The organism is Reyranella sp. (assembly GCF_050185545.1).
Lineage (GTDB): Bacteria > Pseudomonadota > Alphaproteobacteria > Reyranellales > Reyranellaceae > Reyranella.
Window position 1 is genome coordinate 1 of record NZ_JBFWZI010000064.1, and the last position, 26446, is coordinate 26446.

27 protein-coding genes are annotated in these 26446 nt (G+C 67.8%); 10 read left to right on the top strand and 17 right to left on the bottom strand.

Going from position 1 to position 26446, the window contains the following annotated elements; translation table 11 throughout:
* Window positions 1-191: 191 nt before the first annotated feature.
* Window positions 192-1091: a polysaccharide deacetylase family protein gene (locus tag AB7O82_RS18175; protein WP_428547618.1), complete on the top strand. Its 900-nt coding sequence runs from the start codon at window positions 192-194 to the stop codon at window positions 1089-1091.
* Between the two features lies 1 nt (window position 1092).
* Window positions 1093-2016, top strand: a complete 924-nt coding sequence (locus AB7O82_RS18180) for a polysaccharide deacetylase family protein (RefSeq protein WP_428547621.1) — start codon at window positions 1093-1095, stop codon at window positions 2014-2016.
* 1 nt (window position 2017) lies between these two features.
* On the opposite strand, the gene AB7O82_RS18185 is transcribed toward AB7O82_RS18180, so the two are convergent.
* The 4 genes from AB7O82_RS18185 to AB7O82_RS18200 form a co-directional block, all read right to left on the bottom strand.
* Window positions 2018-2407 (bottom strand): DUF4168 domain-containing protein, encoded by a 390-nt coding sequence (locus AB7O82_RS18185; RefSeq protein ID WP_428547624.1) that lies wholly within the window; start codon window positions 2405-2407, stop codon window positions 2018-2020.
* A 440-nt stretch (window positions 2408-2847) separates the two neighbouring features.
* A complete protein-coding gene (locus AB7O82_RS18190) occupies window positions 2848-3159 on the bottom strand; it encodes a hypothetical protein (RefSeq protein WP_428547627.1) in 312 nt (103 codons plus the stop codon).
* Between the two features lie 205 nt (window positions 3160-3364).
* On the bottom strand, window positions 3365-4903 hold the full coding sequence (locus tag AB7O82_RS18195; RefSeq protein ID WP_428547630.1) for a M14 family zinc carboxypeptidase: 1539 nt from the start codon (window positions 4901-4903) through the stop codon (window positions 3365-3367).
* Window positions 4904-4922: 19 nt separating this feature from the next.
* Window positions 4923-5753: a phytanoyl-CoA dioxygenase family protein gene (locus tag AB7O82_RS18200; RefSeq protein ID WP_428547633.1), complete on the bottom strand. Its 831-nt coding sequence runs from the start codon at window positions 5751-5753 to the stop codon at window positions 4923-4925.
* 412 nt (window positions 5754-6165) lie between these two features.
* Between AB7O82_RS18200 and AB7O82_RS18205 the strand changes: the two genes are divergently transcribed.
* The 5 genes from AB7O82_RS18205 (at window position 6166) to AB7O82_RS18225 (ending at window position 10833) form a co-directional block, all read left to right on the top strand.
* On the top strand, window positions 6166-7392 hold the full coding sequence (locus AB7O82_RS18205) for an ABC transporter substrate-binding protein (RefSeq protein ID WP_428547636.1): 1227 nt from the start codon (window positions 6166-6168) through the stop codon (window positions 7390-7392).
* Window positions 7393-7586: 194 nt separating this feature from the next.
* Window positions 7587-8459 (top strand): branched-chain amino acid ABC transporter permease, encoded by an 873-nt coding sequence (locus AB7O82_RS18210; protein WP_428547639.1) that lies wholly within the window; start codon window positions 7587-7589, stop codon window positions 8457-8459.
* The gene (locus AB7O82_RS18215) at window positions 8456-9418 is read left to right on the top strand and encodes a branched-chain amino acid ABC transporter permease (RefSeq protein WP_428547642.1); all 963 of its coding nucleotides are present in this window, start codon (window positions 8456-8458) and stop codon (window positions 9416-9418) included. The genes AB7O82_RS18210 and AB7O82_RS18215 overlap by 4 nt, the downstream gene beginning before the upstream one ends.
* Window positions 9411-10139, top strand: a complete 729-nt coding sequence (locus AB7O82_RS18220) for an ABC transporter ATP-binding protein (protein ID WP_428547645.1) — start codon at window positions 9411-9413, stop codon at window positions 10137-10139. Before AB7O82_RS18215 ends, AB7O82_RS18220 begins: the two co-directional genes overlap by 8 nt.
* On the top strand, window positions 10132-10833 hold the full coding sequence (locus AB7O82_RS18225; RefSeq protein ID WP_428547680.1) for an ABC transporter ATP-binding protein: 702 nt from the start codon (window positions 10132-10134) through the stop codon (window positions 10831-10833). Before AB7O82_RS18220 ends, AB7O82_RS18225 begins: the two co-directional genes overlap by 8 nt.
* Window positions 10834-11021: 188 nt before the next feature.
* On the opposite strand, the gene AB7O82_RS18230 is transcribed toward AB7O82_RS18225, so the two are convergent.
* The 7 genes from AB7O82_RS18230 to AB7O82_RS18260 all read right to left on the bottom strand — a co-directional run bounded on the left by AB7O82_RS18230 (window position 11022) and on the right by AB7O82_RS18260 (window position 16089).
* Window positions 11022-11816, bottom strand: a complete 795-nt coding sequence (locus AB7O82_RS18230; protein WP_428547648.1) for a hypothetical protein — start codon at window positions 11814-11816, stop codon at window positions 11022-11024.
* Window positions 11817-12047: 231 nt separating this feature from the next.
* A complete protein-coding gene (locus AB7O82_RS18235; protein WP_428547651.1) occupies window positions 12048-12266 on the bottom strand; it encodes a hypothetical protein in 219 nt (72 codons plus the stop codon).
* Between the two features lie 31 nt (window positions 12267-12297).
* The gene (locus AB7O82_RS18240) at window positions 12298-13449 is read right to left on the bottom strand and encodes an NAD(P)/FAD-dependent oxidoreductase (protein WP_428547654.1); all 1152 of its coding nucleotides are present in this window, start codon (window positions 13447-13449) and stop codon (window positions 12298-12300) included.
* Window positions 13446-13823 carry a fluoride efflux transporter CrcB gene (gene crcB / locus AB7O82_RS18245; RefSeq protein ID WP_428547683.1) on the bottom strand — a complete coding sequence of 126 codons (378 nt, stop codon included), beginning with the start codon at window positions 13821-13823 and terminating at the stop codon, window positions 13446-13448. The genes AB7O82_RS18240 and crcB overlap by 4 nt, the downstream gene beginning before the upstream one ends.
* The gene (locus tag AB7O82_RS18250; RefSeq protein ID WP_428547657.1) at window positions 13823-14839 is read right to left on the bottom strand and encodes a P1 family peptidase; all 1017 of its coding nucleotides are present in this window, start codon (window positions 14837-14839) and stop codon (window positions 13823-13825) included. Before AB7O82_RS18250 ends, crcB begins: the two co-directional genes overlap by 1 nt.
* Entirely contained in the window at window positions 14836-15591 is a 756-nt protein-coding gene (locus AB7O82_RS18255) for an SDR family NAD(P)-dependent oxidoreductase (RefSeq protein ID WP_428547660.1), read from the bottom strand. Before AB7O82_RS18255 ends, AB7O82_RS18250 begins: the two co-directional genes overlap by 4 nt.
* A gap of 66 nt (window positions 15592-15657) precedes the next feature.
* Window positions 15658-16089, bottom strand: coding sequence for a CBS domain-containing protein (locus AB7O82_RS18260; RefSeq protein WP_428547663.1), 432 nt, complete (start codon window positions 16087-16089; stop codon window positions 15658-15660).
* A gap of 82 nt (window positions 16090-16171) precedes the next feature.
* Between AB7O82_RS18260 and queC the strand changes: the two genes are divergently transcribed.
* Window positions 16172-16891, top strand: coding sequence for a 7-cyano-7-deazaguanine synthase QueC (gene queC, locus AB7O82_RS18265; RefSeq protein WP_428547666.1), 720 nt, complete (start codon window positions 16172-16174; stop codon window positions 16889-16891).
* A 55-nt stretch (window positions 16892-16946) separates the two neighbouring features.
* Here the strand turns inward: queC and AB7O82_RS18270 are convergent, their stop codons facing one another.
* A complete protein-coding gene (locus AB7O82_RS18270; protein ID WP_428547669.1) occupies window positions 16947-18152 on the bottom strand; it encodes an ABC transporter substrate-binding protein in 1206 nt (401 codons plus the stop codon).
* 73 nt (window positions 18153-18225) lie between these two features.
* On the bottom strand, window positions 18226-18618 hold the full coding sequence (locus tag AB7O82_RS18275) for a hypothetical protein (protein ID WP_428547672.1): 393 nt from the start codon (window positions 18616-18618) through the stop codon (window positions 18226-18228).
* 198 nt (window positions 18619-18816) lie between these two features.
* Here AB7O82_RS18275 and AB7O82_RS18280 point away from each other — a divergent pair, with 198 nt between their 5' ends.
* Together AB7O82_RS18280 and AB7O82_RS18285 are read left to right on the top strand one after the other, a co-directional pair.
* Window positions 18817-19170: a DUF1428 domain-containing protein gene (locus AB7O82_RS18280; RefSeq protein ID WP_428547674.1), complete on the top strand. Its 354-nt coding sequence runs from the start codon at window positions 18817-18819 to the stop codon at window positions 19168-19170.
* Window positions 19171-19222: 52 nt separating this feature from the next.
* Window positions 19223-19987, top strand: a complete 765-nt coding sequence (locus tag AB7O82_RS18285) for a DUF899 domain-containing protein (RefSeq protein ID WP_428619912.1) — start codon at window positions 19223-19225, stop codon at window positions 19985-19987.
* Window positions 19988-20325: 338 nt separating this feature from the next.
* On the opposite strand, the gene AB7O82_RS18290 is transcribed toward AB7O82_RS18285, so the two are convergent.
* The 4 genes from AB7O82_RS18290 to AB7O82_RS18305 are packed head-to-tail and all read right to left on the bottom strand — an operon-like array spanning window position 20326 to window position 26157.
* Window positions 20326-21168, bottom strand: coding sequence for a UPF0280 family protein (locus tag AB7O82_RS18290; protein ID WP_428549619.1), 843 nt, complete (start codon window positions 21166-21168; stop codon window positions 20326-20328).
* Complete coding sequence (locus AB7O82_RS18295; protein WP_428549627.1) at window positions 21165-22613, bottom strand: 6-hydroxynicotinate reductase; 1449 nt, start codon at window positions 22611-22613, stop codon at window positions 21165-21167. The genes AB7O82_RS18290 and AB7O82_RS18295 overlap by 4 nt, the downstream gene beginning before the upstream one ends.
* An 8-nt stretch (window positions 22614-22621) precedes the next feature.
* Complete coding sequence (locus tag AB7O82_RS18300; RefSeq protein WP_428549617.1) at window positions 22622-25330, bottom strand: molybdopterin-dependent oxidoreductase; 2709 nt, start codon at window positions 25328-25330, stop codon at window positions 22622-22624.
* Entirely contained in the window at window positions 25327-26157 is an 831-nt protein-coding gene (locus tag AB7O82_RS18305; RefSeq protein ID WP_428549615.1) for an FAD binding domain-containing protein, read from the bottom strand. Before AB7O82_RS18305 ends, AB7O82_RS18300 begins: the two co-directional genes overlap by 4 nt.
* Between the last annotated feature and the right edge of the window lie 289 nt (window positions 26158-26446).

The window sequence follows — 26446 nt, forward strand, 5'->3', positions numbered from 1 at the left end:
CCCGCTCATGATTCATGAGATGAGCATGAGCGGGCGGGACGCCCGCGGTCCGGAAGATGCCCCATCCGTCGGCGATTGCGGCGACGCCTCCCCAGCGAAGCTGGAAGAGGCGCCGATACGCCCCTGCCGCCCGCAGTTGCACCGCCTCTCGCCCCATGGTGCACTTCGCGGGCCACAAACGAGAGCTCAGAATGGATCCCTACCGGTTCGGCTATTCCCCCATCGTCGAGCGACCGCGACTCGCCTGGCCCAACAACGCCAGGGTCGCAGTATGGGTCTGCCCGAATATCGAGCACTACGAGTACGTGCCGGCCGAGGTCAGGGTGCGCAATCCCTGGCCGCGCATGCCGCATCCCGACGTACTGGGCTACGGCGGCCGTGATTACGGCAACCGGGTCGGTCTGTGGCGCATGTTCGAGGTGCTCGACAAGCACAACGTGCGCTGCACTGTCTCGCTGTCGATGTCGGTGATCGAGATGTATCCCGAAATCCTCGAGGCAATGGAAAAGCGACGCTGGGAGTACATGAGCCACGGCTACTTCAACACGCGCTACCACTGGGGTTACAGCGAGGAGGAGGAGCGCGAGGTCATCGAGCACAGCAAGGCCACGCACCTGCGCCTGACCGGCCGCAAACTGCGCGGCTGGTTCTCGCCCGCCGTCTCCAACACGCTGGCCACACCCGATCTCGTTAAGGAGGCCGGCCTCGACTATATCTGCGACTTCTATCACGACGACCAGCCGACGCCGCTCGCCACGAAGCACGGCACGCTGATCCACGTGCCCTACACCATGGACATCAACGATGCCGCCATCTACCGCCAGCCGGTCGAGGCCGAGGAATTCGCCCAGATGATCGTCGATCATTTCGACACGGTCTATCGCGAGGGCAACGAGAACGGCCGCGTCATGTGCATCGCCCTTCATCCCTACATGATGGGCGCACCTCACCGAGTGAAGTTCCTCGACCGGGCGCTGGCCTACATCCGCCAGCACAAGGATGCCTGGGTGTGCACCGCCGAGGACATCCTCGACTGGTACGTCGCCAACGGGCTGAAACCCTACCAGCAGCATCTCGGCAAGGAGGCGTGACATGAACGCCCCCAAGATCCCGAAGAATCCGCCGCCCCTGCCGGCCGGGATGGACAATCCCTGGTACGATTATTCACCCTTTCCGGCACGGCCGCGGCTCACTTGGCCGCGCAACGCCCGCGTCGCGTTCTTCGTTCTGCTCCATCTCGAGTACTGGGAGCTCAATCCGGACAAGGACAGCCACCGCGACCCGCGGCTTGTCGGGGAGTTCGGCAGCTTTGTGCCGGACTATCGCACCTGGACGCAGCGCGAGTACGGAAACCGCACCGGCATCTTCCGGGTGCTCGACGTGCTCGACCGCTATCAGATCCGAGCCGGCGTGGCGGTGAATGCCCTGGCTGCCGAGCGCTATCCCTACCTGATCGAGCAGTTCAAGAAACGCCGCTACGAATTCGTCGCCCACGGCCATTCGGCCAACCGCATGATCACCTCGAAGATGAGCGAAGCCGAGGAGACGAGGGAAATCGCCGAGGCGATCGCCGCAATCGAGAAAGCCGCCGGGGTGCGGCCCGCGGGCTGGCTCGGCCAGGACTATGGCGAGAGCCAGCGCACGCCCCGGCTGCTGGCCGACGCCGGCCTCGACTATGTCCTCGACTGGCCGAACGACGACCAGCCCTACCCCATGAAGGTCGGCCGAAAGTTCGTCGCCCTGCCCAATCAGCCGGAATGGGACGACGTCCAGCAGCTGGCGCTGCGTCGCATCGCCATGCCGCGCTATCCCGACATCGTCGCCGAAGCCTTCGAGCTCCTGCATCGCGAAGGCGGCCAGGTGTTCAACCTGTCGGTTCACCCGTGGCTGCTGGGCATGCCGCACCGCATAAAGTATCTCGACGAAGCGCTGCGCCGGGTCGAGCGCTTCGGCAATGTCTGGCACGCCACGCCCGGCGAGGTCGTCCGGCACTACATGGACACGATGATGGACTGACTCAGTCCTTGAGCCGCTTCATCAGCTTGTCGCGCACGTCGGGGTCTTTCTGCGCGACTTCCATGATCGTCGTGAACTCGTCGATCGACAGCCCCTCCTCGGTGACCGCCTTCGCCAGTTCCTGACCGGCCTCGGCGGTGATGCGTTCCTTGTCGTCGGCGGGCGCCTGGGCCAACTTCTGCTCGAAGGCATCGGAGATGGCCGACACGCGTTTCACCGCGGCAGCCGCGGCGTCGAGCTTGTTGTCGGAAATCACCGTGGGTGGGGCCTTCTGGCCCTGCTCCGTCGAGGGTGGCGTCGAGGGCGGCTGAACCTGCGCCAATGCGGCCGGCGCGACCAGGAGACTGGTTGCTATCAGGGGCACTGCCCAGAAGCGGGGTGTCGATGGCATGTCGGAACTCCTTCTTCGTTCGTTGCTGCATCGAAGCCGCCTGTCTGTGACGACAGGTCGTCCGACGAACGGTCATCAGGGGAAACAGGGCACCTGCCAGTCGGTTGCCGACGGGTGATCATTCTGATCCGCGGCTTTGCTGCCAGTGTTCACTATCCCTTCCCGTCATGCAGGGCACTCCCATACAAAATGCCGTCATCCCGACCGGAGCTGAGCGCAGCGAGGCGTAGTGGAGGGACCTTTCTGGTCGCAGCATCAGCAAGAAAGGTCCCTCGACTACGCCCCCCCTTCGGGCGGCTCCGCTCGGGATGACGGCCCTTTCCATATTCCAATGCAGACACACGCACCCCTCGCGCTCGGCCAGCGAGCGGCGCGAAAAGTGGCAGCATGCTGAACCAGGGCGGCGAACGCATCCCGGTTGACGCGTTCGCCGATCGCGGTCAGTGACGGCGTTCGATATCGAGATCGACGACCAGATCCGTCGATTTGGGCTCGTGCGGTTGCAGGCTCGACGCACTCGCGTCGGCCCAATGGGCGATGTTCACCACAACGCCCATCCGGCCATCGGCCTGCTCCAGCTCGACGGGCTCCACGATGTTGAGGCCGTTGGTGTCGAGAAAGTAGGTGTGGTCGCCGAACAGTTCCTCGAGTCTCGAGATCGCCGGATGCTCCGCCGGGATGGCCTGAGCGTTCAGGTCCTCGGCATTCAGTTGACGCAGGGTCTGCTCGATCTGTGCGGAATTCATCTTCATCGCGCATTCCTCGTGATCGGGTTTCGGTCGCGACTCGCGTGGTGCGGGGCCTTCCATCCGGAGTGACCATCGGCCGACAATCCTCGAAGTCGCGTCGGCCGTTCCGCTGCCGCCTAGCTTGGGACTACGGCTCATGCCGTCAACCCGCCACCCGGCAATATTGCACATTGATCACACGCGACGATGATCCCTGCCGCGCAGGACGTCAGAGCATCGAATCGTCCATGACGCGATAGAGCGGTGCCTCGGTCTCGTCCTCGTTCATGGGAATGACGCCGGTGCCGAGATAGCTGCCGGGAGAATCGGGTTCGAGCGCCGCGGCGACGACGCCACAGGCGGCCTGGCCCATCGGCACGTAGAGTGCGCCGGCCGGCACATCGATCGTCGCGGCACGGATCGTTACCGTCACCGAGCGATCGGGGTTGATCGATTCGCCGGCGCGGCGCGAGAGCCTGCTGCGGCGAGCAACGTCGTAGGCCTCGACGGCGAGGCGCGCCGGTCCGGCGAGCCTCGCCGTGCGGACCTGGAGCAGGGCCAGCAGCTCGGCAACCGCCTCACCCCCGCGCAGCACCAGGTAGCCGTGCGGCCGCTCGCGCTGCTCGATGGTCGCCAGCAGGCGGCTATCGGCCAAGGTCACGGGAGTCGGCCGGGCTTCGCCACTCTGCGGATCGACCAGGGGCAGTTCGAGCGGCCGGCGTGCCAGCTCGTGGGCAACCACCAGCGGACTGCGATCGGCGGCCGCTGCCCGCCGCGCCGCCCTGACGGCGCTCCGCAGCGCAGGTCCTTCGTCGGCCGATGCCTCGAGCAGCGCCTGGGCCAGGAGATAGTGCGTGGCGACGCGCTGCTGGTAGCGCTGCAGTCCTAACCCGACGCCGCGCGTCTCGATCAGGTAGGAGACGCTGCCGCGCAGGCCGAAGGCATTGCGGGCGATGCCCGGCGCGTTACCGCCGAGCGACACCAGCAGGTCGCTCTTGTCGGCGGCGGTGGTGACATAGTCGTGGCTCGACAGGCCGTGCCGTTCCAGCGTCGCCTCGAGCACCGGCCGGTAGAGGCGCCGGGCGATGTCGGTGAGCTTGCGCGACACGCCGGGATGGGTTGCCTCGAGGATCATGACGTCGAGCGAATGCGAGCCGCCGAACTTCTCGAGCCAGCGTCGGGCGACGCTGAACTCGTGATGATCGAACACGACGTCGGGCGGCAGCTGCCGCATGGCGGCATGCAGCGCCCGCGACTCGTCCTGGCTCAGCAGCAGGTGGTCGCGGTTGAGGTCGTTGCCGCTCGCCAGCACGCGCTGATCGGCCGCCGCGCCATCGGGATTGATGCGCGGCACGATGACGATGCTGAGCCGCTCGAGCAGCGGCGCCAGCTCACCCGACGCCAGCGCCGCCGCCAGCACCAGCATCGCCTCACCGCCGGCATGCTCGTTGCCGTGCTGCTGGGCGAGCAGCCAGATCACCGGGCGATCGAGTGCGGCAATCGCCTCCGGGTCGGCGAGGCCCTCGCGGGTGAAATACAGCACCGGGATGTCGCGGCCGAGCTGCGACTTGCCCAGGCTCGAGAGCCGCGCGTGACCCGACTGCCGTGCCAGACCGGCCACGAAGTCGACCATTGCGTCGTGGGTCGTGAAAGACGGAGCGCCGTTGACGAAGCCGGGGCTGACCAGCGGGACGTGCGCGAACGCCGAGGGTTGCGTGTCGGACAGGTCCGCCACGGTCACCGCCGGCGCGGGCGTGTCCTGTCGCATCAAAGGGCGCCTGAACCCGTCACTCCGCCGCCTGGGTGAATCCCTGGTTCTGGCGCAGGCGGAACAGGCGGACGGCCTCGGCATGGGCGGCCTGGGCCTGCGGCGACATCGGCGTCCCCAGCCGATGCTCGGGCAGAAAATGCCCGTAGCGATCCTCGCCGCGCACCAGCAGCGCCGAGGGTCGCACCGAACCAAGCGGCTTCACATGGGTGGGAATGAAGCTGATGCCCAGACCCATGCGGCGGTCGTCGTTGTCGTTGCCCGGCGAGCAATGCACCAGCGACGTGTGGTGGAGAGACAGCTCGCCGGCGTGGAGCGGCATCGGCACGCCGGTCTCGCCGTCGAAGCGCTCGCTGATGCCTTGGCCGCGCATGATCATGTTGTGAGGCCCCGGCTTGTCGTCGTGCTCGACCAGCGGCAGGCGGTTGGTGCCGGGTATCACCCGCATGCAGCCGGCACGCTCCGACGCCTCCGACAGCGCCACCCACGCCGTCACGTGCTCCAGCGGATCGAGATAGAAGTAGGCGCCGTCCTGATGCCAGCGCACATGCGCCGGCGAGTGCGGCTCCTTGATCCACATCGTGGCGTGATAGACTAGGATGTCGGGCCCGATCACGTCCTCGACGGCATCGAGCACCTTGGGATGGTGCACGAGAACATCCGCCCATCCATACAGAAGATAGGGCTTGCTCTTCTCCGGGTAATCGAGTGCACGACCCTGCTGGCGTTCCCAGTATTCGAGATCGGCGCGCAACTCGCGCACCTCGTTGGCCTCGAGAATCGGCACGGGGAATGCAAAGCCGTCGCGCGCGTACTGCTCGACCTGGGAAGGAGACAGGATCTTCGGCATGACACACTCCGCGGGCAAGCGACTGTCGCTCCACAGGCTCCATCGTAGAGCACATTCCGAACGGCGGGAATCAGCTGTCCGAACGCCAGGGCATGGCATGTGGCAATGAATACCGTCATCCCGAGCGGAGCCGCCCGATCAGGCGCTGTTTACAGCGCCATTGGCGGCGCAGTCGAGGGACCCTTCTTCTTGAAGCTGCAACAAGAAAGGTCCCTCCACTACGCCTCGCTGCGCTCGGCTCCGGTCGGGATGACGGCACGTTTGCCATGTGCGAATGCCCAGTGTCCCGAACGGGTCTGTGGCGATAGCCAACCCCTGTGCGTCCATTCTCGCGTGATGGAACCGCGAGCGGTTCCCTTGAATGGAGAAACGCACTAGCGTCAGGCACGGGGATTCGAGAAGGGGCCTCACCATGAAATCGAGCACACGGACATTTTCCCGCCGCAGCTTCGTCGCCGGCACCACGGCCGTTGCGGCAAGCGGTCTCGGCTTTCCAGCCATCCTCGGCGCGCAGCCGGCCTCCGTGAAGGTCGGCCTGATCCATCCGGTCACGGGGTTCGTCGCCTACAACGGCCAGCAGAGCCGGCTGGGCGCCACCATGGCGGTCGAGGACGTGAACAAGGCGGGCGGCATCAAGGGCATGGGCGGCGCCAGGCTCGAGGCGCTGCTGGGCGACAGCCAGTCGAAGGTCGAGGTCGGCGTCAGCGAAGTCGAGAAGATGAACGAGCAGGGCGTGGCGGCTTATATCGGCTGCTTCCAGAGCCCGGTCGGCATCGCTGCCAGCCAGGCCGCCTCGAAGTACAACACGCCCTTCCTGATCGATGTCGGCGCCTCGGACCTGATCGTGAACCGAGGTCTCAAGAACGTGTTCCGGCTGAAGCCCGGCTTCGGCGTCTGCGTCGACCAGGGCATCGCGTCGCTGGGCGCGCTCAACAAGGCGGCCGGCGGGCCGGCCAAGACGGCGGCGATCGTCCACGAATCGGGCGAGTTCGGCACCGGTACGGCCAAGCTGCTGGCGAGCAAGCTGCCGTCGATCGGCATCGCACCCAAGGAACTGATCGCGCACGACAACCCGACGCGCAACTTCGACAACATCGCGCTGCGCATCCGCTCGATGGCGCCCGACATCATCATGATGTCGAACTACGGCAACGAGTACATGCTGCTGGCGCGCACGCTGTTCCAGCAGAAGATCAACGTCGCCGGCTTCTTCTCCATCCTGGGCGGCGGCTTCAACTACAAGTTCGTCAAGGAGATGCCCGACGTCTCGCAGTACATGATGGACGTCAACCACTGGTACAATCCGCGCTCCGACAAGGCCAATGCGCTCAAGAAGCGCGTCGAGGCGGGCGGCGCCCTGTTCACCTTCGAGGTCTATCTCAGCTACACCAACGTGATGTTCCTGGCCGATGCGCTGGAGCGCGCCGGCTCGACCGACAAGGAGAAGCTCACGGCGGCGCTCGCCGGCTCGGCGTTCAAGGCCGAGCTGATGCCCTACGGCCCGACCAAATTCGTCAACGGCCAGAACCAGGGCGGCCGGCCTGCGGTGATGCAATCGCTCAAGGGCGACATCGAGGTGATCGCGCCGGAAGACGTGTCGTCGGCCAAGGCGGTATTCCCGCGGCCGAAGTTCGGGTGAGAAGGCGCATTTTCAATCCTCCCCCGTCATCGGGGGAGGTGCCCCGTCATACGGGGCGGAGGGGGAGAGCTTCAGTCGGGATTCATGAGCTTCCAACGTCGGAACTTCATGAATCTCGCGTGAGGCTTTCCCCCTCCGGCCCTGCGGGCCACCTCCCCAGATACAGGGGAGGGATGTGAAGTCGTAGGCGAAGCGTGCTCGATCCCCAGATCATCTTCGCCGGCGTGCTGAACGGGCTGCTCGCCGGGGGCATCTATGTCCTGGTCGCCGTCGGCCTGACCTTGATCTACGGCGTCCTGCACATCATCAACTTCGCCCATGGCAGCCTGCTGATGCTGGCCATGTACGCGGTGTTCTGGCTGTGGCGGCTGCTGGGGGTCGATCCCTACGTCGCCCTGCCGGCCGTGATCGCCGGCGCCTTCGGCTTCGGCTACCTGCTCTATCGCGCTGTCATCGGCCGCTTCAGCCATGGCCGCGACGAGAACATCCTGCTGATCACGCTGGGGCTGTCGATCGTGATCGACAATGTCGCCCTGCTGTTCTTCGGCGGCGACACCCAGACCATCGACGTGCCCTATGCCGGCCGCTTCGTCGAGATCGGCGCGGCTTTCCTGCCGCTTCCCAAGATCGTGTCGTTCGCCGGCTCGCTGCTGCTGTGCGCCGTGCTCGGCCTCTACATGGCGAAGAGCGATACCGGCAAGGCGATCCGCGCCGTCGCCAAGGAGCGCCAGGGTGCCCGCCTGGTCGGCATCGATGTCGACAACATCTTCGCCATCTCCTACGGCATCGGCATCGCCTGCCTGGGCGCCGCGGCCTGCCTCCTGATGCCGACCTACTACGTGACGCCGACCTCCGGGCACGCCTTCGTGCTGGTCGCCTTCACCATCGTCGTGCTGGGCGGCATGGGGAGCTTCATCGGCGCTGCGGTCGGCGGCTTCATCATCGGCATCACCGAGGCACTGGGCGGCCTGTTCCTGGGCGAGCAGTTGGGCCAGATCGGCATCTCGCTGATCTTCATCCTGATTCTGCTGCTGAAGCCCACCGGGCTGTTCGGGAGCCGCGCATGAGCCGGACCAACCTGCTCTGCCTGGCGGCACTCGCCGTGGCGCTGGCCTGGCCGCTGCTGGTGCCCAACTACCTGGTGAACATCGGCATGCTGATGCTGTTCACCGCCTTCCTCGGCCAGTCGTGGAACCTCGCCGGCGGCTATGCCGGCCAGACCTCGTTCGGCCATGTCGTATTCTTTGGCGTCGGCGCCTACACCTCGACCATCCTGCAGGTGACATACGGCTGGAATCCGTGGCTCGCCTGGCCGATCGCCATGGCGGCGGGCGGCGCGGTCGGCTGGATGATCGCCGTGCTGTCGTTTCGCGCCGGCCTGCGCGGCTCCTACTTCGCCCTGATCACGCTCGCCTTCGCCGAGGTCTTCCGCATCCTCGCCAACTCGGTGCCGTTCACCCACGGCGGGCTCGGCATGCTGATCAAGGCCGACCAGCGGCCGGCCAACTTCCAGTTCAAGGATCCGATCTGGATCTACTATCTGGCACTGGCGCTGTGCCTGATCTCGCTGCTGATCGCCTGGCAGATCGCGCGCGGCCGCTTCGGCGCCCGCCTGGTGGCGATACGCGAGAACGAGGATGCCGCCCGCGCCCTCGGCATCGACGTCTTTGCCGAGAAGGTGAAGGTACTCAGCCTGTCGGGTGCAATGTGCGCCGCCGGCGGCACCTTCTACGCCCAGAAGTATCTCTACATCGACCCCTCGATCGCCTTCGGCGTCGACAAGTCGGTGGAGATGCTGCTGGTCAGCATGGTGGGCGGCGCCGGCACCATCTTCGGCCCGCTGATCGGCTCGGTGGCGCTCACCGTCATCAACGAAGCGACGAGAAGCCTCGCCAGCGTCGTGCCGGCGCTGAAGAACGTCCAGCCGCTCAGCCTGGTCGTCTACGGCGTCATGCTGGTGCTGATCGTCGCCCGCCTGCCCGACGGCCTGATGGGCCTGTTCCGCCGCAAGGCGCACCATGCTTGAGGTGCACGAGCTGTCGAAGTCGTTCGGCGGTCTCAAGGCCGTCGACCGGGCGTCGCTCGACGTGCGCCGGGGCGAGATCGTCGGCCTGATCGGCCCCAACGGTGCCGGCAAGACCACGCTGTTTGCCGCCATCGCCGGCTTCCATGCCCCGGACACCGGCCGCGTGGTCTTCGAAGGCCGCGACATCACCGGCCTGGCGCCGCACAAGATTTGCGCCGCCGGCATGGTGCGCACGTTCCAGATCACCCAGCCTTTCGCCAGGATCAGCGTGCGCCAGAACATCATGGTCGGCGCCTATCTCCACACGGCCGACCGCCGGCTGGCCGCGCGCGAGGCCGAGGCGGTGGCGCAAACCGTCGGCATGACGGATCAGCTCGACCAGCTCGGCGCCGACCTCACCGTCGCCGGCCGCAAGCGACTCGAGCTGGCACGCGCGCTCGCCACCGGGCCGCGGCTGCTACTGCTCGACGAGGTCATGGCCGGCCTGAACCCGACCGAGATCGTCGAGATCGTCGGCGTCATCAAGGGCATCCGCGACGCCGGCATCACCATCCTGCTGATCGAGCACGTCATGCAGGCGGTGACGTCGCTCGCCGAGCGCGTCTACGTGCTGAACCAGGGGTGCATGATCGCCGAGGGCACGCCGGCGGCGATCGCGGACGATCCGCAGGTGATCGAGGCCTATCTCGGCCATGGCGCCGCCAAGGTACTGCGTGCTTGAGGTGAGCGGCCTCAGCGCCGGCTACGGCGCTGTCGAAGTGCTGCGCGGCATCGATCTCGCGGTCGCCGCCGGCGAGATTGTGGCGCTGCTGGGCAGCAACGGCGCCGGCAAATCGACGCTGAACAACAATATCTGCGGGCTCTACCGCCCGTTCGGCGGATCGATCCGCTTCGAGGGAAGGGAGATCGCCGGCAGCCCGTCGACGCGCATCGTCGAGGCCGGCCTGATCCAGGTGCCGGAAGGCCGCCGCGTGTTCCCCAACCTCTCGGTGCGCGACAATCTCCAGCTCGGCAGCTATCGCCGCGGCCGTGCCGCGCGGGCGCGCAATCTCGAACGCATCCTGGCGGTCTTTCCGCGGCTCGAGGAACGGCTCGCCCAGGCCGCCGGCACGCTGTCGGGCGGCGAGCAGCAGATGCTGGCGATCGGCCGCGGCCTGATGAGCGAGCCCCGGCTGCTCATCCTAGACGAGCCGTCGCTCGGCCTGTCGCCATTGCTGGTCGAGGAGGTGTTCACCCTGATCGGCCGCCTCAACGGCGACGGCCTCGCCATCCTGCTGGTCGAGCAGAATGTCGTGCAGTCGCTGGCCATCGCTCATCGCGCCTACGTGCTGGAGAATGGCCGTATCACCCTCTCAGGCAAGGCCGCCGACCTCGCCCAGGACCCCGAGCTGCGCAGGAGCTACTTGGGGCATTGAGAAGGCCTAGAGAGTGATCTTGTTTGATCGAAGCACCAAAGAACGACCTCACCCTGAGGAGCCGCGCCCAGCGCGGCGTCTCGAAGGGTCGGCCAAAGTACGTCTGTTGCCGACCCTTCGAGACGCGGCCTGCGGCCACTCCTCAAGGTGAGGTACTCTTTGGTGCTTCAACCTAAGAAAATCACGCTCTACAGCCTCCCCGGCGCCCCGGTCGGATTGCCGATCACCAGGACGATCGGCTGCCCTTGCGGATTCTGGCCGCGCGCCACGAACTGGTCGCTGCGGTCGCCGGGCGCCACCTGGTAGGTGCCGCTGCCCTCGAGGAAGCCGCAGGACAGGGTGAAGCGGCCACTGCGTGGGCCGTCCGCGGTGAAGACGCCGCTGCATGCCTTCTCCTGCTGCATGTTCTCGATGGTGAACGGCACCACGCGGCTGCGGCCCAAGACGGCTTCGTAGCGGACGACGAGGCCGATTCGCCGCTCGTTGCTCTGGTCATCGCGGTAGATCAGGAGCAGCGGGCTGGCCGGCGACGCGGGCGGCGTCGCTACTTCCGAAGCGACGGCGCGACGACCCGAGACCACGGCGCTCCGCCCCTCGCTGGCGTCGGTCTCGACGACGGCGCAGCGCGGCCAGGTCCAGCCGACCCGCATCGCCACCTCGAGGAAGCGAACCTGCCCGGCCGCCAGGTCGACGACCGCCGTGTCGCTATTTTCCATCGTAGTGCAGCGCACGGCATACTGGGCGGGATCGAGGTCGAGGCGTATCCAGGTATCGGCCGTCAACCGTCCCAGCTTCTGTCGGCCGAGCTCGACCGAAACGGCCGTCGCCGCGCCGAAAATCGATTCGCGGTAGATGTACAGCGCGGCCTGCTGCGGCCGCGCCTGGAACGCCTTGCCCTGCCTGTCCGCCTCGACCGACGCCAGCGGCGCGGTTGAGCAGGCCGACAGCAGCAGGGCCCAGGCCACAAGCCAGAGATGACGCATCCCGAGCCTCCCTCCCGTCCTGGACTGCGATCCTAAAGCCCGGCAGCGTGGAGACAAAGGGAGGGCTCGTCCCGAAGGCAAGGTCGAGACCGTGCCCGGCCACATGGGGCCTCGAGCTTGGAGCCGGGATACGCGACGCAGAGTTCATGCTCTTCCGGACCGCGGGCGTCTCGCCCGCTCAATGATTCATGAGCGGGCGAGATGCCCGCGGTCCGGAAAAGCACGATCACGTCACGGCGCGTAGCGGATCTCGCCGTCCTTCATGCCGAGGCTTTCGAGCTGGCCGCGCGACAGGCGGCCGACCGCGTCGGCGGTGCCTTCTCCGGCGATCTCGAGGACGCGGGCCGCCGCTTCCTTCGGGTCGGCGATGGCGGCGTGATAGAGGGTCTCGTCGCCGCCCGGTCGGGTTACCGCCACCAGCCAGCCGCGGGAGGAATGCGCATCGGTCATGCAGGTGAGTGTGCCATGGCCGCTTGCCAACTCAAACGGCTTCGCCGGCGACCCAGCCCGACGACCACGCCCACTGGAAATTGTAGCCGCCCAGCCAGCCGGTGACGTCGACCGCCTCGCCGATGACATGGAGGCCCGGAACCTTCTTCGCCTCCATCGTGCGTGACGAGAGTTCATCGGTGTCGACGCCGCCCACCGTAACCTCGGCCTTGGCATAGCCTTCCGTTCCGGTCGGCACGACCTTCCAGGCCTTCAGTCGTCCGGCGAGCGCCTCAAAATCGCGGTCGGGCAGGTTGGCCATCGTCCCCTCGCCAACCAGGCTCTGGGCGAGGCGCGCCGGCAGGATCTCCCCCAGCACCGTGCGCAATTCGGCCTTCGGTCGTGTCCGCTTCCGCTCCTTCAGGAAGGTGGCGGCATCGAGGTCGGGCAGCAGATCGATGGTGATCGCCTGCGGAGCGCGCCAGTAGGACGAGATTTGCAGGATCGCCGGTCCCGACAGGCCGCGGTGCGTGAACAGCATGGCCTCGCGAAAGCGCGCCTTGCCAAGGCTGGTCGCCACCTCGAGCGACACGCCGCTGAGCTCGGGCACCGGCAAGGTGAGCGGCACCAGCGCGGGGCGCGTCTCGGTGACGGCGAGACCGAAGCGACGCGCCGTGTCGTGGGTGAAGCCCGTCGCCCCCATTTTGGGAATCGACAGGCCGCCGGTCGCCAGCACCAGGGCGGACGCGGCGAAGTCTCCCTGATCGGTATCGACAGTGAACCGGTCGGACTTGCCGATCGCCCGGATGCGATGGGCCGGGCGCACGTCGACGCCGGCGGCCGCGCATTCGGCCAGCAGCATGTCCACGATCTGCCGCGCCGAGCCGTCGCAGAACAGCTGGCCCAGCGTCTTCTCGTGCCAGGCGATGCGGTGCCTGTCGACCAGGGCGATGAAATCGTGCTGCGTGTAGCGCGCCAACGCCGACTTGCAGAAATGCGGATTGGCCGACAGGAACGACTCGGGCCGGCAATGCAGGTTGGTGAAGTTGCAGCGGCCGCCGCCGGAGATGAGGATCTTCTTGCCGACCTTGTCGGCGTGATCGAGCAGCAGCACCGACCGGCCGCGCTGGCCGGCACGCATCGCGCACATCAGCCCGGCGGCGCCGGCGCCGGCAACGACGACGTCGAACGCGCGCCGGCTCACGCCAGCGCCGTCCTCATGATCCAGAGCCCGAGCACCAGGCCGGCAATCGCCAACACCACCGTGCCGCCGACATAGAGCGCCGCCAGCAGGTGCTCGTGGCGCTCCCACAGCAGCACGGCATCGAGCGAGAACGCCGAGAAGGTGGTGAATCCGCCCAGGATCCCGGTTGCCAGGAACAGCCGCAGGTGGCCCTCCGGGTCACTGCGGTGGATGAACCAGCCGGCGACCAGCCCCATGACCAGCGAGCCCAGGATGTTGATGACGAAGGTGTGGTACGGGAAGTGGGTGCCGAGGTGATGGGCCACCCAGATGTTCATAAAATGGCGGAGCGAGCCGCCCACGCCCGCGCCCACGAACACCACCAGATATCCCATCATGCGCGCGCGCCCCCAAAACGCGTCTTCCAGTCCGGAACGGCATCCTTGTACGGCAAGGCGGTCGCCTCATACACGCCGCGCGCCACGGCGCGCGCCAGACAGTCGGCCGCCACGGTGCCGAGCTCGGCCAGCACCGGCGGATCGCCGCCCGGCCCGGCGCTCCCCGTAGCCGCGGCGAACACCGTGTCGCCGTCGTTTGGCGCATGGACCGGGCGCAGCGCCTTCGACAGGCCGTCGTTGGCCATGATGGCGAGCCGCTTGCACTCGGCCTTGGTGAGCTGCGCATCGGTCGCCACCATGCCGATCGTCGTGGCAGTCGCCGGCAGCGACTGGCCTTTCATGGCAAGGGCGAGCGCCTCGGGCGGAAAGCGCATCGGCCATCCGCGGCCACCGAACTCGCCCGCCTGCTCATATGGCGCCGCCCAGAAATGGCCCTCCGTGCCGAAGGTCGCAGCGCCGACGGCATTCACCGCCACGAGGGCGCCGACGCAAAACCCCTGGCGAGTGTGCGCGCTGGCCGATCCCAGCCCGCCCTTCAGCGTTGCCGTGGTGGCGCCGAGGCCCGCGCCGACGCTGCCCAGTTCGAAAGCCTCGGACGCGGCGAGCGCGGCGTCGCGACCCAGATCCCAGTAGGGCGGCTGCCGGGCCTCCGGTCCCGCCAGCCAATCCTTCTCGCCGCCGTTCCTGAGATCGAACAGGATGGCCTGCGCGGCAACCGGAACGGCGATGCCGCCGAACTGCGCGCCCTTGCCCTGGGCACGCAGCACTGCGGTGACACCACCCGCGGCATCGAGCCCGTAGATCGAGCCGCCAGACAGCACGATGGCATCGACCAGCGCACCCATCTCCGGCTCGAGCAGGGTGACGGCCCGCGAACCCGGCGCGCCGCCCAGGGTGATCACGCCCGCGGCGACGCTGCGCTCGAAGACCGCCACCGTGACGCCGGACGCGACGCGCCGGTCCTGGGCGTTGCCGACCAGCACGCCCGGCACGTCGGTGATCAGGTTCCTCACGTCAGGAACTCGCCGCCGTTCACGTGGATCGTCTGACCGGTGATGAAGGTGCCCTCCGGCCCGACCAGCAGGCGAACCATGGCGGCGATCTCGTCGACCGTGCCGAAGCGCTTGAGCGGGATCGGCCGATTGATCCGGTTGGCCGGCATCGGTCCGGCCGAGGCGGCGCGCGCCGTGTCGATCGCGCCGGGCGACACGGCGTTGCAGGTGATGCGATGCGGCGCCAGCTCGACCGCCAGCGCCCGCATCAGCCCCTCGAGACCCGACTTGGAAGCCGAGACATGGCAGCGGTTGGGCGTGCCGACATGGGTCGAGATGCCCGACATCGCGACGAAAGCGCCGCCCTGTCCCTTGGCCACCATCTGCGGCACGAAGGCCTTGCCGAGCAGGAAGGCGCCGTCGAGCGCCACCGACATGATCTCGCGCCACTCCTCGAACGACATGTCGAGGAAAGAGGTCTGCCGGCGCAGGCCGGCATTGCTCACCAGAATGTCGACTCCGCCGAACTGCCTTTCGGCATCGGCGGCGAGCCGCGGCGCCACAGCGGGATCGGAGACATCGCCCATCGCCGCAGCGGCGTTGCCGCCCGCCGCCTTGATCTCGCCGACCACGCCGTCGACCGCCGCCTTGTCGGCCCGGCCGTTGACCATGATGGTGGCGCCGTCGCGCGCCAGGGTGAGGGCGATGGCGCGCCCGATATTCTTGCCGGCGCCGGTGACCAGCGCGACCTTGCCGTGCAGGGGAAGAGACATGCGAACTCCGTCCAGGATGCGCGCGACCCTAGCGGAGTTCAGGCCTCGAGACCAAGAAGCCTGCCGTCAGCCGGCGACGATGTACGCCTTGAGCGCCTCGGTCTCGTGCTGCGTCTCTTCCAGGCGCGCCTTGACGACGTCGCCGATCGACACCAGGCCCAGCAGCTCGCCATGGCGGACCACCGGAATGTGGCGGAAGCGGCCCTCGGTCATGGTCTTCATGACGGCGTCGATGGAATCATCTGGATCGCAGGTGACGACGTCGCGCGTCATGATCTGGCGCGCCTCGAGCTCCAGCGCCTTGGCGCCGTGGCGGGCGAGGGCGCGGACGAGGTCGCGCTCGGAGACGATGCCGGCCACCGAGCCGTCGGCTCCGAGCACCAGGACCGAGCCGATCCGCCGCGAACTGAGTTGCTGGCAGACCTCGGCCACCGAGGCTGCGGGGGCCACCGTGAAGACGGCACTGCCCTTTTGCGAAAGAATGTCGGAGACGAACATGGTTCACCCCTCTTCGCACATGCTGTCGGTGAGACACGTAACGCGGTAGCGCGGAGAAAGGCTGCGGGCGATAAAGCCCTTCATGAACGATGCTCGATCGGCCCTCGTCCTGTTCTCCGGCGGACAGGATTCCACCACGTGTCTGGCCTGGGCGCTAGAGCGATTTGCACGTGTGGAGACGATTGCCTTCGATTATCAGCAGCGTCACCGGATCGAGCTCGATCAACGGCTGGTGGTGCTGGCCGAGATCCGGCGCAGGTTTCCCGCCTGGTCCGGGCGCCTGGGCGACGACCATTTCATCGACATGGGCGTGCTTGGCCAGATCAGCGAGACGTCGCTCACCCGCACCATGGCCTTCGCCCTGGAGACCGGCGGTCTGCCCAACAGCTTCGTGCCGGGCCGCAACCTGCTGTTCTACACCTTCGCCGCGGCGGTCGCCTGGCGGCGCGACATCCGCAACCTGGTCGGCGGCATGTGCGAGACCGACTTCTCGGGCTATCCCGACTGCCGCGACAACACCATCAAGGCGCTGCAGGTCGCGCTCAATCTCGGCATGGATCGCAGCTTCGTGCTGCACACGCCGCTGATGTGGCTCGACAAGGCGGAGACCTGGTCACTGGCGCGCGAGCTCGGCGGCGATGCCCTGGTCGAGCTCGTCCTCGAGCACACCCACACCTGCTACGAGAACGCGCGCGGCCCGCGCGAGGCGTGGGGCCATGGCTGCGGCCAGTGCCCGGCCTGCGCCCTGCGCAAGCGCGGCTACCTGGCCTGGCGCGCCGGGACGAAGGTGGTGATGGAGTGAGGCTCACCTTCTTCCGGACCGCGGGCGTCTCGCCCGCTCATGATTCACGAGGTGCTCAGTTCGCCGGGCGCATCTTCTTGATCTCGGCGTCGGGCGGCAGGGCGTCCTTGCCGTCGACGAAGCGCCATTCCTTCATGTAGCCCTTGCCGTCCTTGACGCCGACGCGGCCGACATAGGCCCCCATCGTCGATTGATGGTCGAGCGGGCGGTACTCGATCATGCCGAACGGCGTCAGCAGCGTGAGGCCTGACATGGCGGCAATCAGCTTGTCCTGGTCGAGCGAGCCCGCCTTCTTGATCACCGCGACGGCCGACATCACCGTGGCATAGCCGACCACCGAGCCGAGCCGCGGATAGTCCTTGTACCTGGCCTGGTAGGCGGCGAGGAACTTGGTGTGCTCCGGCGTCTTGACCTCGCTCCAGGGATAGCCGGTGACATACCAGCCGTCGGGCGCTTCGTCCTTCAGCGGATCGAGATACTCGGGCTCGCCGGCCAGCAGGTTGAACACCTCGACGCCCTTGAAGACGCCGCGCTGCTGGCCTTCGCGCACGAACTTGGCGAGGTCGGGACCGAACAGCGAGGAGAAGATCGCGTCCGGCTTGGCGTCGGCCAGCGCCTGGACCACGGCGCCGGCGTCGATCTTGCCGAGCGGCGTCGCCTGCTCGGTGACGAACTCCACTCCGGGCTGTTTGGCGCTCAGGAGCTTCTTGAAGGCCGCGGTCGCCGACTGGCCGTACTCGTAGTTGGGATAGACGATTGCCCAGCGCTTCTTGTTCAGCTTCACGGCGTCGGGGATCAGCATCGCCGTCTGCATGTAGGTCGAGGTGCGCAGCCGGAAGGTATAGGGATTGCCGGCATCCCACACGAGCTTGTCGGTCAGCGGCTCGGCGGCGATGAACAGCACCTTGCGCTGCTTGGCGAAGTCGGCGACGGCCAGCCCGACATGCGAGGGGAACGTGCCGATCAGGAAAGCGACGCCTTCGCGGCTCAAGAGCTCCTCGGCGGCACGCACGGCATCGCCGGGATTGCCGTTGTCGTCGCGACTCACGATCTCGATCTTGCGGCCGAGCACGCCGCCCGCTGCATTGACTTCCTCGACGGCCAGCTCCCAGCCCTTCTTGTAGGGCTCGAGGAAGGCCGGAAAGACCTTGTAGCTGTTGAGCTCGCCGATCTTGATCGGCGCCTGCGCGGCGGCCGGCCCGGCGAGCGACAGCGCGATCAGGCCTGACAGGCCGGTCAGCAGGCGATTGCGGGTCAACATGATTTCCCCCTCCAGCAAAGACTTCGCACCCGTGGCGACCCTAGCGAGGCCACCCCCTGTCCGACAAGCACGCTCAGGCGGCGAAGCTCGACCGCGCCTGAATGCCCCAGCGATCGTCCTGCCGGGTCACGATGTAGATCGACTTGTAGCGGCCGATCAGCGAGCCGTCGCCGCGCCAGCGGCTGAACTGAACGGCGAGATGGACCTTGCTGTCGCCGGCATGGATCGGCGTGCGCTCGTCCCACCGGCTCTCGGCCCAGCCCTCGCCGGCCCGCGCCCGGAATCCCTCGAGCCCGTAGTCGCCCGCCTTCTGCCAGATCGTCACCGTGCCGCTGGCCAGCCGCACATGCGGAAAGTGGAAGGTGGCGTTCACGCCGCGCTCGTCGCCACGGTTCAGGGCGGCCATGAAGGCGTCGAGAACCGCCAGGGCCTCGCCGAGGGGATCGCTCACACCTGCCGTTGCCATTTTCGATCCCTCCGCGATTGGCGTTGACGTCACTCGTACCCGTCATAGCGGAAGGCGGACAGTATTGTCGCCGGCCGACCCCGCAGGATTGCGGCGCGCGCGGGGTTGACAGTCCGCTAATACCTTACCATATGGTTAACTATACGGCGGCAGGGAACGCGCCGGATCGATTGAACGTCAGAGAGGACACCAGCGACCATGACCTACATCGATGGATTTGTACTGGCTGTACCGACGGCGCACCGCGACACCTTCAGGAAGCATGCCGAGATGGCCGCACCGGTCTTCAAGGAGCATGGCGCGCTGCAAGTGGTCGAATGCTGGGGCGACGACGTCCCCGACGGCAAGCTCACATCCTTCCCAATGGCCGTGCAGAAGAAGGACGACGAGACCGTCGTCTTCTCCTGGATCGTGTGGCCGTCGAGACAGGCCCGCGACGAGGGCATGAAGAAGGTGATGGCCGATCCGCGCGCTCAGCCCGAGATCAACCCGATTCCTTTCGACGGCAAGCGCATGATCTTCGGCGGCTTCGAGGTCCTCGTCGAGGCCTGAACCGCCTTTGGCCCGCAGCCTCCTTCATCTTCCGCAGACGCAGGAGAGTCCCATGAAGAAGCAGGTCGTATCGCGAGAAGAGTGGCTCGAGGCGCGGACCGCCCTTCTCGAGCACGAGAAGGCGCTGACCCGCCATCGCGACGAGGTCGCAGCCGAACGGCTGGCCCTTCCCTGGGTTCGAGTCGAGAAGGCCTACGCCTTCGATGGGCCGGACGGCAAAGTGACGCTGTCGGAGCTGTTCCGGGGACGCAGCCAGCTCTACATAAAGCATTTCATGATGGCGCCCGGCGCGCAGCATCAATGCGTGGGATGTTCGCTCGAGGTCGATCACATGACCGATCTTCTGCCCCATCTCGAGAATCACGATGTCAGCTATGCGGTTGTCGCCCGGGCGCCGATCGAGGAGATCGAGATCGTGCGCCAGCGCATGGGTTGGCGCTTCCTCTGGGTGTCGTCCTTCGGCGGCGACTTCAACTACGACTTCAATGTCTCGTTCAGGCCGCAGGACGTGTCCGCCGGGCTCGCATCGTACAATTTCAGGCCGGCGCCGGAATGGACGGCGACCGTGCAGGATCTGTCGGGCCGGAGCACATTCTACAAGAACGAAGCGGGCGAGATCTTTCATACCTACTCGTCCTACGGCCGCGGCGGCGAAGAGATACTGGGTATCTACGGGATCCTCGACGTCATGCCGAAGGGGCGCAACGAGACTGGCCCCAATCACGCTCTGACCGACTGGGCGCGGCCGCGCAACATGTACGGCAAGGGGGGCTCGGTCGAATCCAACGGCCGATACCATGCTCCGCCCTCGAAATGACGATGCGAGCGAATCTCTCCTCTGTGATCCTGAGCGAAGCGAAGGATCTCATCGCCAGGAGTTTCAGAGCACACTTATGGCAAACGGCGCTTAGGTCCTTCGCTGACGACGCTTGCCTCGCAAGCGTCTGGCTCAGGACGACAGCAAAGCCGAGTAGATGAAGTCATCGCCCAAGGTGCTTCAGCCTGAGTGCAGACCGCTGTAGACCAAAGTCGCAACATCCTCGATCGCAATGCGATCCTCACAGATGACGTTCCACGTCCACGCGCTGATGCAGGATCCTGATGACGGCCACGTCATCGTGAAGCTCCGCGACACGTTCCCACCAAAATTTGGCATCAGATGGCGCAAGCACTTTCAAGAATGGCGGGCGCTTCGATTCGCCATTTTCCCTGCAGCGACAGGGCGGCGCCATGGATATGTCGGCCGGCACGGAGCCGATGCGCTTCATCGGCGCCGCGGTCCAACGCCTCGTCGATCAGCTCCGGTGGAAGCCTGCCGACGGCGACGGTCACCGGCAGGTCCCCGAGATCGCTGTCGGGATCGAGGTCGCGCGCCGGCCGGCGGTCGATGCCGGGATGATCGACGTTGACGGCATTGGCGATCAGGGTCGCCGCCGCGTCGGCGGCTGCCGCGGTCCTGGCCAGCACGGTCACCGAATCGGCGATGCCGAGCGAGAACGAACGACCGCCCCAGCCCGAGGTCGCGATGCCGCGCACCGGGCGATCGGCCGTGAGCCTGGCCATGCCGTCGAGAGCGGCGACGAAGATGCCGGCACGCAGCTCCTGGCCTGGCGCGAGATGGAAGGCGATGTCGCCGCCGTCGTTGACGTAAGCCTTGTCGAGCGTGCGGCCGCGGATGAGCGCCTCCAGCATCTCGTCGGCGACCGCCCCGGCAACCGCCGCCATGGGCGTGATGTAGACGACACGGTGCGGCCACACGGCCTCCGCCATGCGCCGCGCGACCGGGCCATGCAGCAGCGGCCAGGCATCGCCGACCGGCCGGCGCAGGGTCGGCAGCTCGGCCGCCAAGCGCTGCAGGATGTCGCCGAAGCGGGCGATGGCCTGGCCGTAGCCCCGCTCAACCTCGTCCGAGGCGCCGAACGCCTCGACGATCAGGTCGATCGGCCCATGCTGCAGGTGCAGGCGGCCGTCGCCCAGGCGGGCGGCGACGGCGCTCATGCGTCGTTCTCGTCGATCCGCACCCGGCCGGCGCGCGCCAGCACGTCCTCAAGCGTGACGGCACGCGAGGCGTAGCCGCCCAGCGCGGCGTAGTCGGCGGCGCGCAGGGTGAACTCGATCGGCGCCACCAGGGCCGGCGTCGGAACGTAGCCGAACGACTTCTCGGGCATGCGGGCCACGTCGACCATCAGGGTGATGCCGCCGCCCGGCCAGACATAGGCCGGCACGCCGCCCAGGGTGACCTTGGTCAGCGCATCGCGCACCGACCGGGTGAGCCGAACCGGATTCTCGGTGACGCCGGCGCGCAGCGAGCCGCCGGCGCCGGCCATGAACAGCACGGTGCAGAGCGCCGGCTCGCAATTCTCGGCGATGCGCTCGACGACGTGCCGCACCGCCACGGGCATCTCGGCGGCGCGCGGCTCCAGGTCCTTGTCGAGCTCGAACCACGCCGAATGCTCGCCGGTGGTCGACACCATCAGGAGCCTGAGCCCGGGCCAGGCCTGCCTTGGATCGATCCTCTCGATGATCTCCAGCGGATCGGAGACATTGGTGCCACCCCAGCCCAGCCCCGGCTCGGCGACCTGGAAATAGCGGCCGGGCGTCGAGCGCCGGCCGCGCACCCGGATGCCGGCCGGCTTCATGTCGAGGAAGCGACCGCCCTGGTGCTCGCTCAGCACGCCGGTGATGTGATCGTCGACCACGATCACCTCGTCGACATGGTCCTTCCATTGCGGCGCGAACATGCCGATCGCCGCCGAGCCGCAGCCGACACGCATGCGCTCCTCGCGCGTGCCGTTGACGATCGGCGGGCGGTCGGCCTGCACCGTCACCGTGGCGCCACCGTCGATTGCGAGCTCGACGGCCTCGCGATTGCACAGCGCCAGCAAGGCTTCGCAGGTGACCACGCCCTCCTTCTTGCTGCCGCCGGTCAGGTGATGCACGCCGCCGAGCGACAGCATCTGCGAGCCGTACTCCATCGTGGTGACATGCCCCACCGCCTCGCCCTTGACCCGCACCGCCGCCTGCTCGGGGCCGAGATAGCGGTCGGTGTCGATCTTCACCTTGACGCCGCAGTAGCTGAAGATGCCTTCGGTCACCACGGTGACCATGTCGACGCCCTCGTGGCGCGACGACACGATGAAGGGCGCCGGCTTGTAGTCGGGATAGGTCGTGGTGGCGCCGATGCCGGTGACGAAGGCGCCCTCGCCCCTTCCAAGGATTCCGGGGGCGAGCTCGCCGCGCCAGGAGTCGCTGCCCTCGACGAAGGCGACGCGCGCCAGGTCGGGCTTGGCCAGCAGGACCAGCGGATCGACCCGCACCAGCCGGCCGTCCTCGTTGGCGTAGCGATCGCAGGCGCCGGGGCGACCGGGCCGGATGCGACAGAGCACGGGGCAGGCATCGCAGCGCACGATGCCGGCGCCGCGTTCGGCCTCGGTGAGCGCAATCTCGTCACTCACGGTCGCTTCTCCCCCGAGGCAACGATGGTCTCGCGCAGGCGGTGCGGCAATACCGGAACGCGCGTCATGCGCACGCCGGTCGCGTGCCGGATCGCGCCCAGGATCGCCGGCGCGGTCGGCACCAGACCGGGTTCGCCGACACCCTTGGCGCCCGAGGGCCCGAGCGGCTCTGGGTCCTCGATCAGGATGCACTCGATCTCCGGCACGTCGCCGATCGTGGGCACGAGGTAGTCGTGCAGGTTCTCGGTACGCCCGGGGATGTACTCCTCCATCAGCGCCAGGCCGAGGCCCTGCGCGATACCGCCCTGGATCTGGCCTTCGACCAGGGTGGGATTGATCGCCTTGCCGACATCGTGCGCCGCGACGATGCGCAGCACCTTCACCGTGCCGAGCTCGAGGTCGACCTCGACAGTCGCCATCTGGGCAGCGAAGGCGTAGGTCGCGTAGGGCACGCCCTGCCCGTCGGCATCGAGCGGCGTCGTCGGCGGGTCGAACGTGCCCTCGCCCATCAGCAGGCCGACGCCGGCGAGGTCGAGGCTGCGGACGTCGCCGCCGTCGTGGACGACCAGGCGCGGCCCGTCGAGGACCAGACGCGCACCGGGGCCGGCATTGGCCAGGCGCAGGATCTGGCGGCGCAGATCGAGCGCGGCCCGCTCCGCCGCCATTCCCGACACGAAGGTCTGGCGCGACGCCGATGTCTTGCCGGCATCGGCCGTGAGATCGGTGTCGCCAGCGACCAGGGCCACCTGTGCCGCCGGCACGCCCAGCGCATCGGCGACGATCTGGGTCATGACGGTGTTGGAGCCCTGGCCGATATCGACGGCGCCGCTGTAGAGCGTCACCACGCCGGCCGGCGACAGGCCGACCCGCATGCGCGACGGGTTGGACATCGAGGTGTTGCCGATGCCGTACCACATGCAGCCGATGCCGACGCCGCGTCGGCGGGAACCCGGCGTCGCATTGAACGCGACCGACTCGGCGAGCGCCTGCCGCCAATGCGGCCGCAGCGCGTCGAGACACTGGGCGAGGCCGGCGGAGTGCGCCAGCGTCTGCCCGGTCGCCGTCGTATCGCCGACCCGCAGGGCATTGCGATGGCGGAACTCGAGGCGATCGATCGCCAGCGAGTCGGCAAGCTCGTCCATCATCGCTTCGTGGGCGATGGCCGCCTGCGGCACACCGAAACCGCGGAAGGCGCCGGCCGGCGGCCCGTTGGTGAAGTAGGCCGCGCCCCAGGTCCGCACGTTGGGCACGGCGTACGGACCCATGGCATGCACCGGCACCCGGTTGGCGACCGTCGGACCCCACGAGGCATAGGCGCCGGTATCGAACGTCACCGTCACCGCGCACGCCACGAGCTTGCCGTCGGCACCGCAGCCGAACTTGGCGGCGACGCGGGCGGGATGGCGCTTGGTGCTGGCCGCCATGCTCTCCGGCCGGGTATAGACGCAGGCGACCGGCCGGCCCAGCGTCCAGGCGGCGAGGGCGATCAGCGGATGGACCGAAAGGTCGAGCTTGCCGCCGAACCCGCCGCCGCAGGCGGTCGGCACGATGCGCACCGCCTCCGGACGCAGCCGCATCACGTTCGCGACCTCGTCGCGATCCATGTAGGGAGTCTGGGTCGTGACGTGAATCTCGATCCTATCGCCGACCCGTTGCGCCCAGCCCGCCTCGGGCTCGATGTAGGCGTGCTCGACGAAGGCGGTCTCGAACACGCCCTCGGCCACGGCGGCGCAGCCGGCGAAGGATCCGGCGGGATCGCCGCGCCGCACGCCGCCCTCCAGCAGGAGATTGGCGGGCCTGTCCGCCTGCACCAGGGGAGCGTCGGACGCCATCGCGGCATCGACGCCGAGCACGGGCGCTTCGACCATCCAGGTGATCGGCACCTCGTCGTCGCCAATGGCGAGCACGTCGCGGCGCGCACCGACCAGCGCCACGACCGCTTCGCCGCGATAGCGCACGACGCCGTCGGCCAGCACCGGCTGATCCTTGATCTCAGGATAGATGCCGAAGCCGTTGAACGGCACGTCGGCTGCCGTCAGCACGGCGGCGAGGCGCGCGCGTAGCGGCGCGAGGTCGCCCAGCGCAAAGCGCGCCCGCGCATGCGGCGAACGCACGACGCGAATCCACAAGGCATCGGCGGGAATGCCATCGGCGCCGAACCGGTCGGCGCCGGTCACCTTGGGCACGCCGTCGACGCGCGCCAGGCGCGCCCCGACGGCGCCGCCGGCGGCGGGCGTCACGGCGGTGGCCCCGATGCCCGCGGCCAGCACGGCCTCGACGATCTTGCCGTAGCCGGTACAGCGGCAGAGGACTCCGCCCAGCGCATCCTCGACATCGCGGCGGCTCGGCCGCCCGACGCGACGCAGCAGATCCTCGGCCGCCATCAGCATGCCAGACGTGCAGATGCCGCACTGCGCCGCGCCGTGCGACAGGAAGGACGCCTGCAGGGCGCCGAGAGTCGCGTCGCGGCCAGCCAGGCTCTCGACCGTCTCGACGGCGCGGCCTTCCACCTGGCCCATCGCCAGCAGACAGGCACAGACCTGTCGGCCATCGACCAGCACGGTGCAGGCGCCACAATCGCCGGCATCGCAGCCGACCTTGGTGCCGGTAAGGCCGAGATCGTCGCGCAACGCCGCGGCCAGCCGGGTGGTCGGCACGCCCGTCCACTCCGCCGGGCGACCGTTCAGGGTGAAGGCTACCTTCATGTCGCCAGCCTTGCGAGCAAGCGACGCACCAGCGCGAGCACGGCATCGCCGCGATAAGCGACGCTACCGCGCACGTCGTCGATCGGCGCCAGGGGTGCGAGATGATCCGCCTCGACCCGGTCAGGCAGGCCGAGGTCGAGTGCCGCGCCGACCAGCGCTGATTCCAGCTCCGCCAGCCGCTCGGCGACCGGCGAGCACGCGCCCACGGCGATCGCGGCGGAGGCAACGCGCCCGTCGGCGACCTCGAGGGTCGCGGCCACCATGGCGATCGAGATCACGAGATAGCGCCGGGCGCCCAACTTCAGGAATCCGCTGCGCGCCTCGTGGCGCGGCCGCGGCACATGGATGGCCACCATCAGCTCGTCGGCCGCGAGATTGGTGCGACGCACGCCGGTGATGAATTGGCGCAAGGGCACGCGGCGGCGGCCGCTGCGGTTCGCGACCTCGATCTCGGCGCCGAGCGCCAGCAGGCATGGCACGCCGTCGGCGGCAGGCGAGGCATTGCAGAGGTTGCCGGCGAGCGTCCCGGCATTCTGGATCTGCCGGCCACCGACCTCGCGGGCGGCCTGCTTCAAGCCATGGAACAGCGGCGGCAGCTCCGCTTCGACCAGCTCGCTCCACGTCGTGGTCGCGCCCAGTCGCCATCCCTCGGCGTCGGTCGCGATGCCTTTCAGCTCGGCGATCGCACCGATGTCGAGCACATCCTCGGTGATCGTCCGGCCGACCCGCGCCGGATAGAAATCGGTCCCTCCGGCCAGCACGGTGTGCGGCCGGGCCAGGGCGTTCAACGCCTCGTCGAGGCGGTGCGGACGCAAGTAGGCAGCCATGTCGTTCGTGTACATACGATGACACAGAGGCCTTGCGAGTCAACGAGAAGCAGCGACTTCGCGAACCGCGTTGTTTGATGTGCCCAACTCCTCCTACGAAGATCGGGGCGGGCACCGCCCCGATCTTCTCAGCATCGTGGTGCACGCCGGCGCGCTGAGGTTTCTCCCCGGCGTCATCGCTGGGGAGGTGCCCCGTCATGCGGGGCGGAGGGCTATGGTCTTCCGGACCGCGGGCGTCTCGCCCGCTCATGGATCATGAACATGGGCGGGCGGGACGCCCGCGGTCCAA

Bases quoted from the DNA above. Each gene is read 5' to 3' on its own strand.
- AB7O82_RS18175 (WP_428547618.1), top strand. From the start codon at position 192: ATGGATCCCTACCGGTTCGGCTATTCCCCCATCGTCGAGCGACCGCGA.
- AB7O82_RS18180 (WP_428547621.1), top strand. From the start codon at position 1,093: ATGAACGCCCCCAAGATCCCGAAGAATCCGCCGCCCCTGCCGGCCGGG.
- AB7O82_RS18185 (WP_428547624.1), bottom strand. From the start codon at position 2,407: ATGCCATCGACACCCCGCTTCTGGGCAGTGCCCCTGATAGCAACCAGT.
- AB7O82_RS18190 (WP_428547627.1), bottom strand. From the start codon at position 3,159: ATGAAGATGAATTCCGCACAGATCGAGCAGACCCTGCGTCAACTGAAT.
- AB7O82_RS18195 (WP_428547630.1), bottom strand. From the start codon at position 4,903: ATGCGACAGGACACGCCCGCGCCGGCGGTGACCGTGGCGGACCTGTCC.
- AB7O82_RS18200 (WP_428547633.1), bottom strand. From the start codon at position 5,753: ATGCCGAAGATCCTGTCTCCTTCCCAGGTCGAGCAGTACGCGCGCGAC.
- AB7O82_RS18205 (WP_428547636.1), top strand. From the start codon at position 6,166: ATGAAATCGAGCACACGGACATTTTCCCGCCGCAGCTTCGTCGCCGGC.
- AB7O82_RS18215 (WP_428547642.1), top strand. From the start codon at position 8,456: ATGAGCCGGACCAACCTGCTCTGCCTGGCGGCACTCGCCGTGGCGCTG.
- AB7O82_RS18220 (WP_428547645.1), top strand. From the start codon at position 9,411: ATGCTTGAGGTGCACGAGCTGTCGAAGTCGTTCGGCGGTCTCAAGGCC.
- AB7O82_RS18230 (WP_428547648.1), bottom strand. From the start codon at position 11,816: ATGCGTCATCTCTGGCTTGTGGCCTGGGCCCTGCTGCTGTCGGCCTGC.
- AB7O82_RS18235 (WP_428547651.1), bottom strand. From the start codon at position 12,266: ATGACCGATGCGCATTCCTCCCGCGGCTGGCTGGTGGCGGTAACCCGA.
- crcB (WP_428547683.1), bottom strand. From the start codon at position 13,823: ATGGGATATCTGGTGGTGTTCGTGGGCGCGGGCGTGGGCGGCTCGCTC.
- AB7O82_RS18255 (WP_428547660.1), bottom strand. From the start codon at position 15,591: ATGTCTCTTCCCCTGCACGGCAAGGTCGCGCTGGTCACCGGCGCCGGC.
- AB7O82_RS18260 (WP_428547663.1), bottom strand. From the start codon at position 16,089: ATGTTCGTCTCCGACATTCTTTCGCAAAAGGGCAGTGCCGTCTTCACG.
- queC (WP_428547666.1), top strand. From the start codon at position 16,172: ATGAACGATGCTCGATCGGCCCTCGTCCTGTTCTCCGGCGGACAGGAT.
- AB7O82_RS18270 (WP_428547669.1), bottom strand. From the start codon at position 18,152: ATGTTGACCCGCAATCGCCTGCTGACCGGCCTGTCAGGCCTGATCGCG.
- AB7O82_RS18275 (WP_428547672.1), bottom strand. From the start codon at position 18,618: ATGGCAACGGCAGGTGTGAGCGATCCCCTCGGCGAGGCCCTGGCGGTT.
- AB7O82_RS18280 (WP_428547674.1), top strand. From the start codon at position 18,817: ATGACCTACATCGATGGATTTGTACTGGCTGTACCGACGGCGCACCGC.
- AB7O82_RS18285 (WP_428619912.1), top strand. From the start codon at position 19,223: ATGAAGAAGCAGGTCGTATCGCGAGAAGAGTGGCTCGAGGCGCGGACC.
- AB7O82_RS18290 (WP_428549619.1), bottom strand. From the start codon at position 21,168: ATGAGCGCCGTCGCCGCCCGCCTGGGCGACGGCCGCCTGCACCTGCAG.
- AB7O82_RS18300 (WP_428549617.1), bottom strand. From the start codon at position 25,330: ATGAAGGTAGCCTTCACCCTGAACGGTCGCCCGGCGGAGTGGACGGGC.
- AB7O82_RS18305 (WP_428549615.1), bottom strand. From the start codon at position 26,157: ATGGCTGCCTACTTGCGTCCGCACCGCCTCGACGAGGCGTTGAACGCC.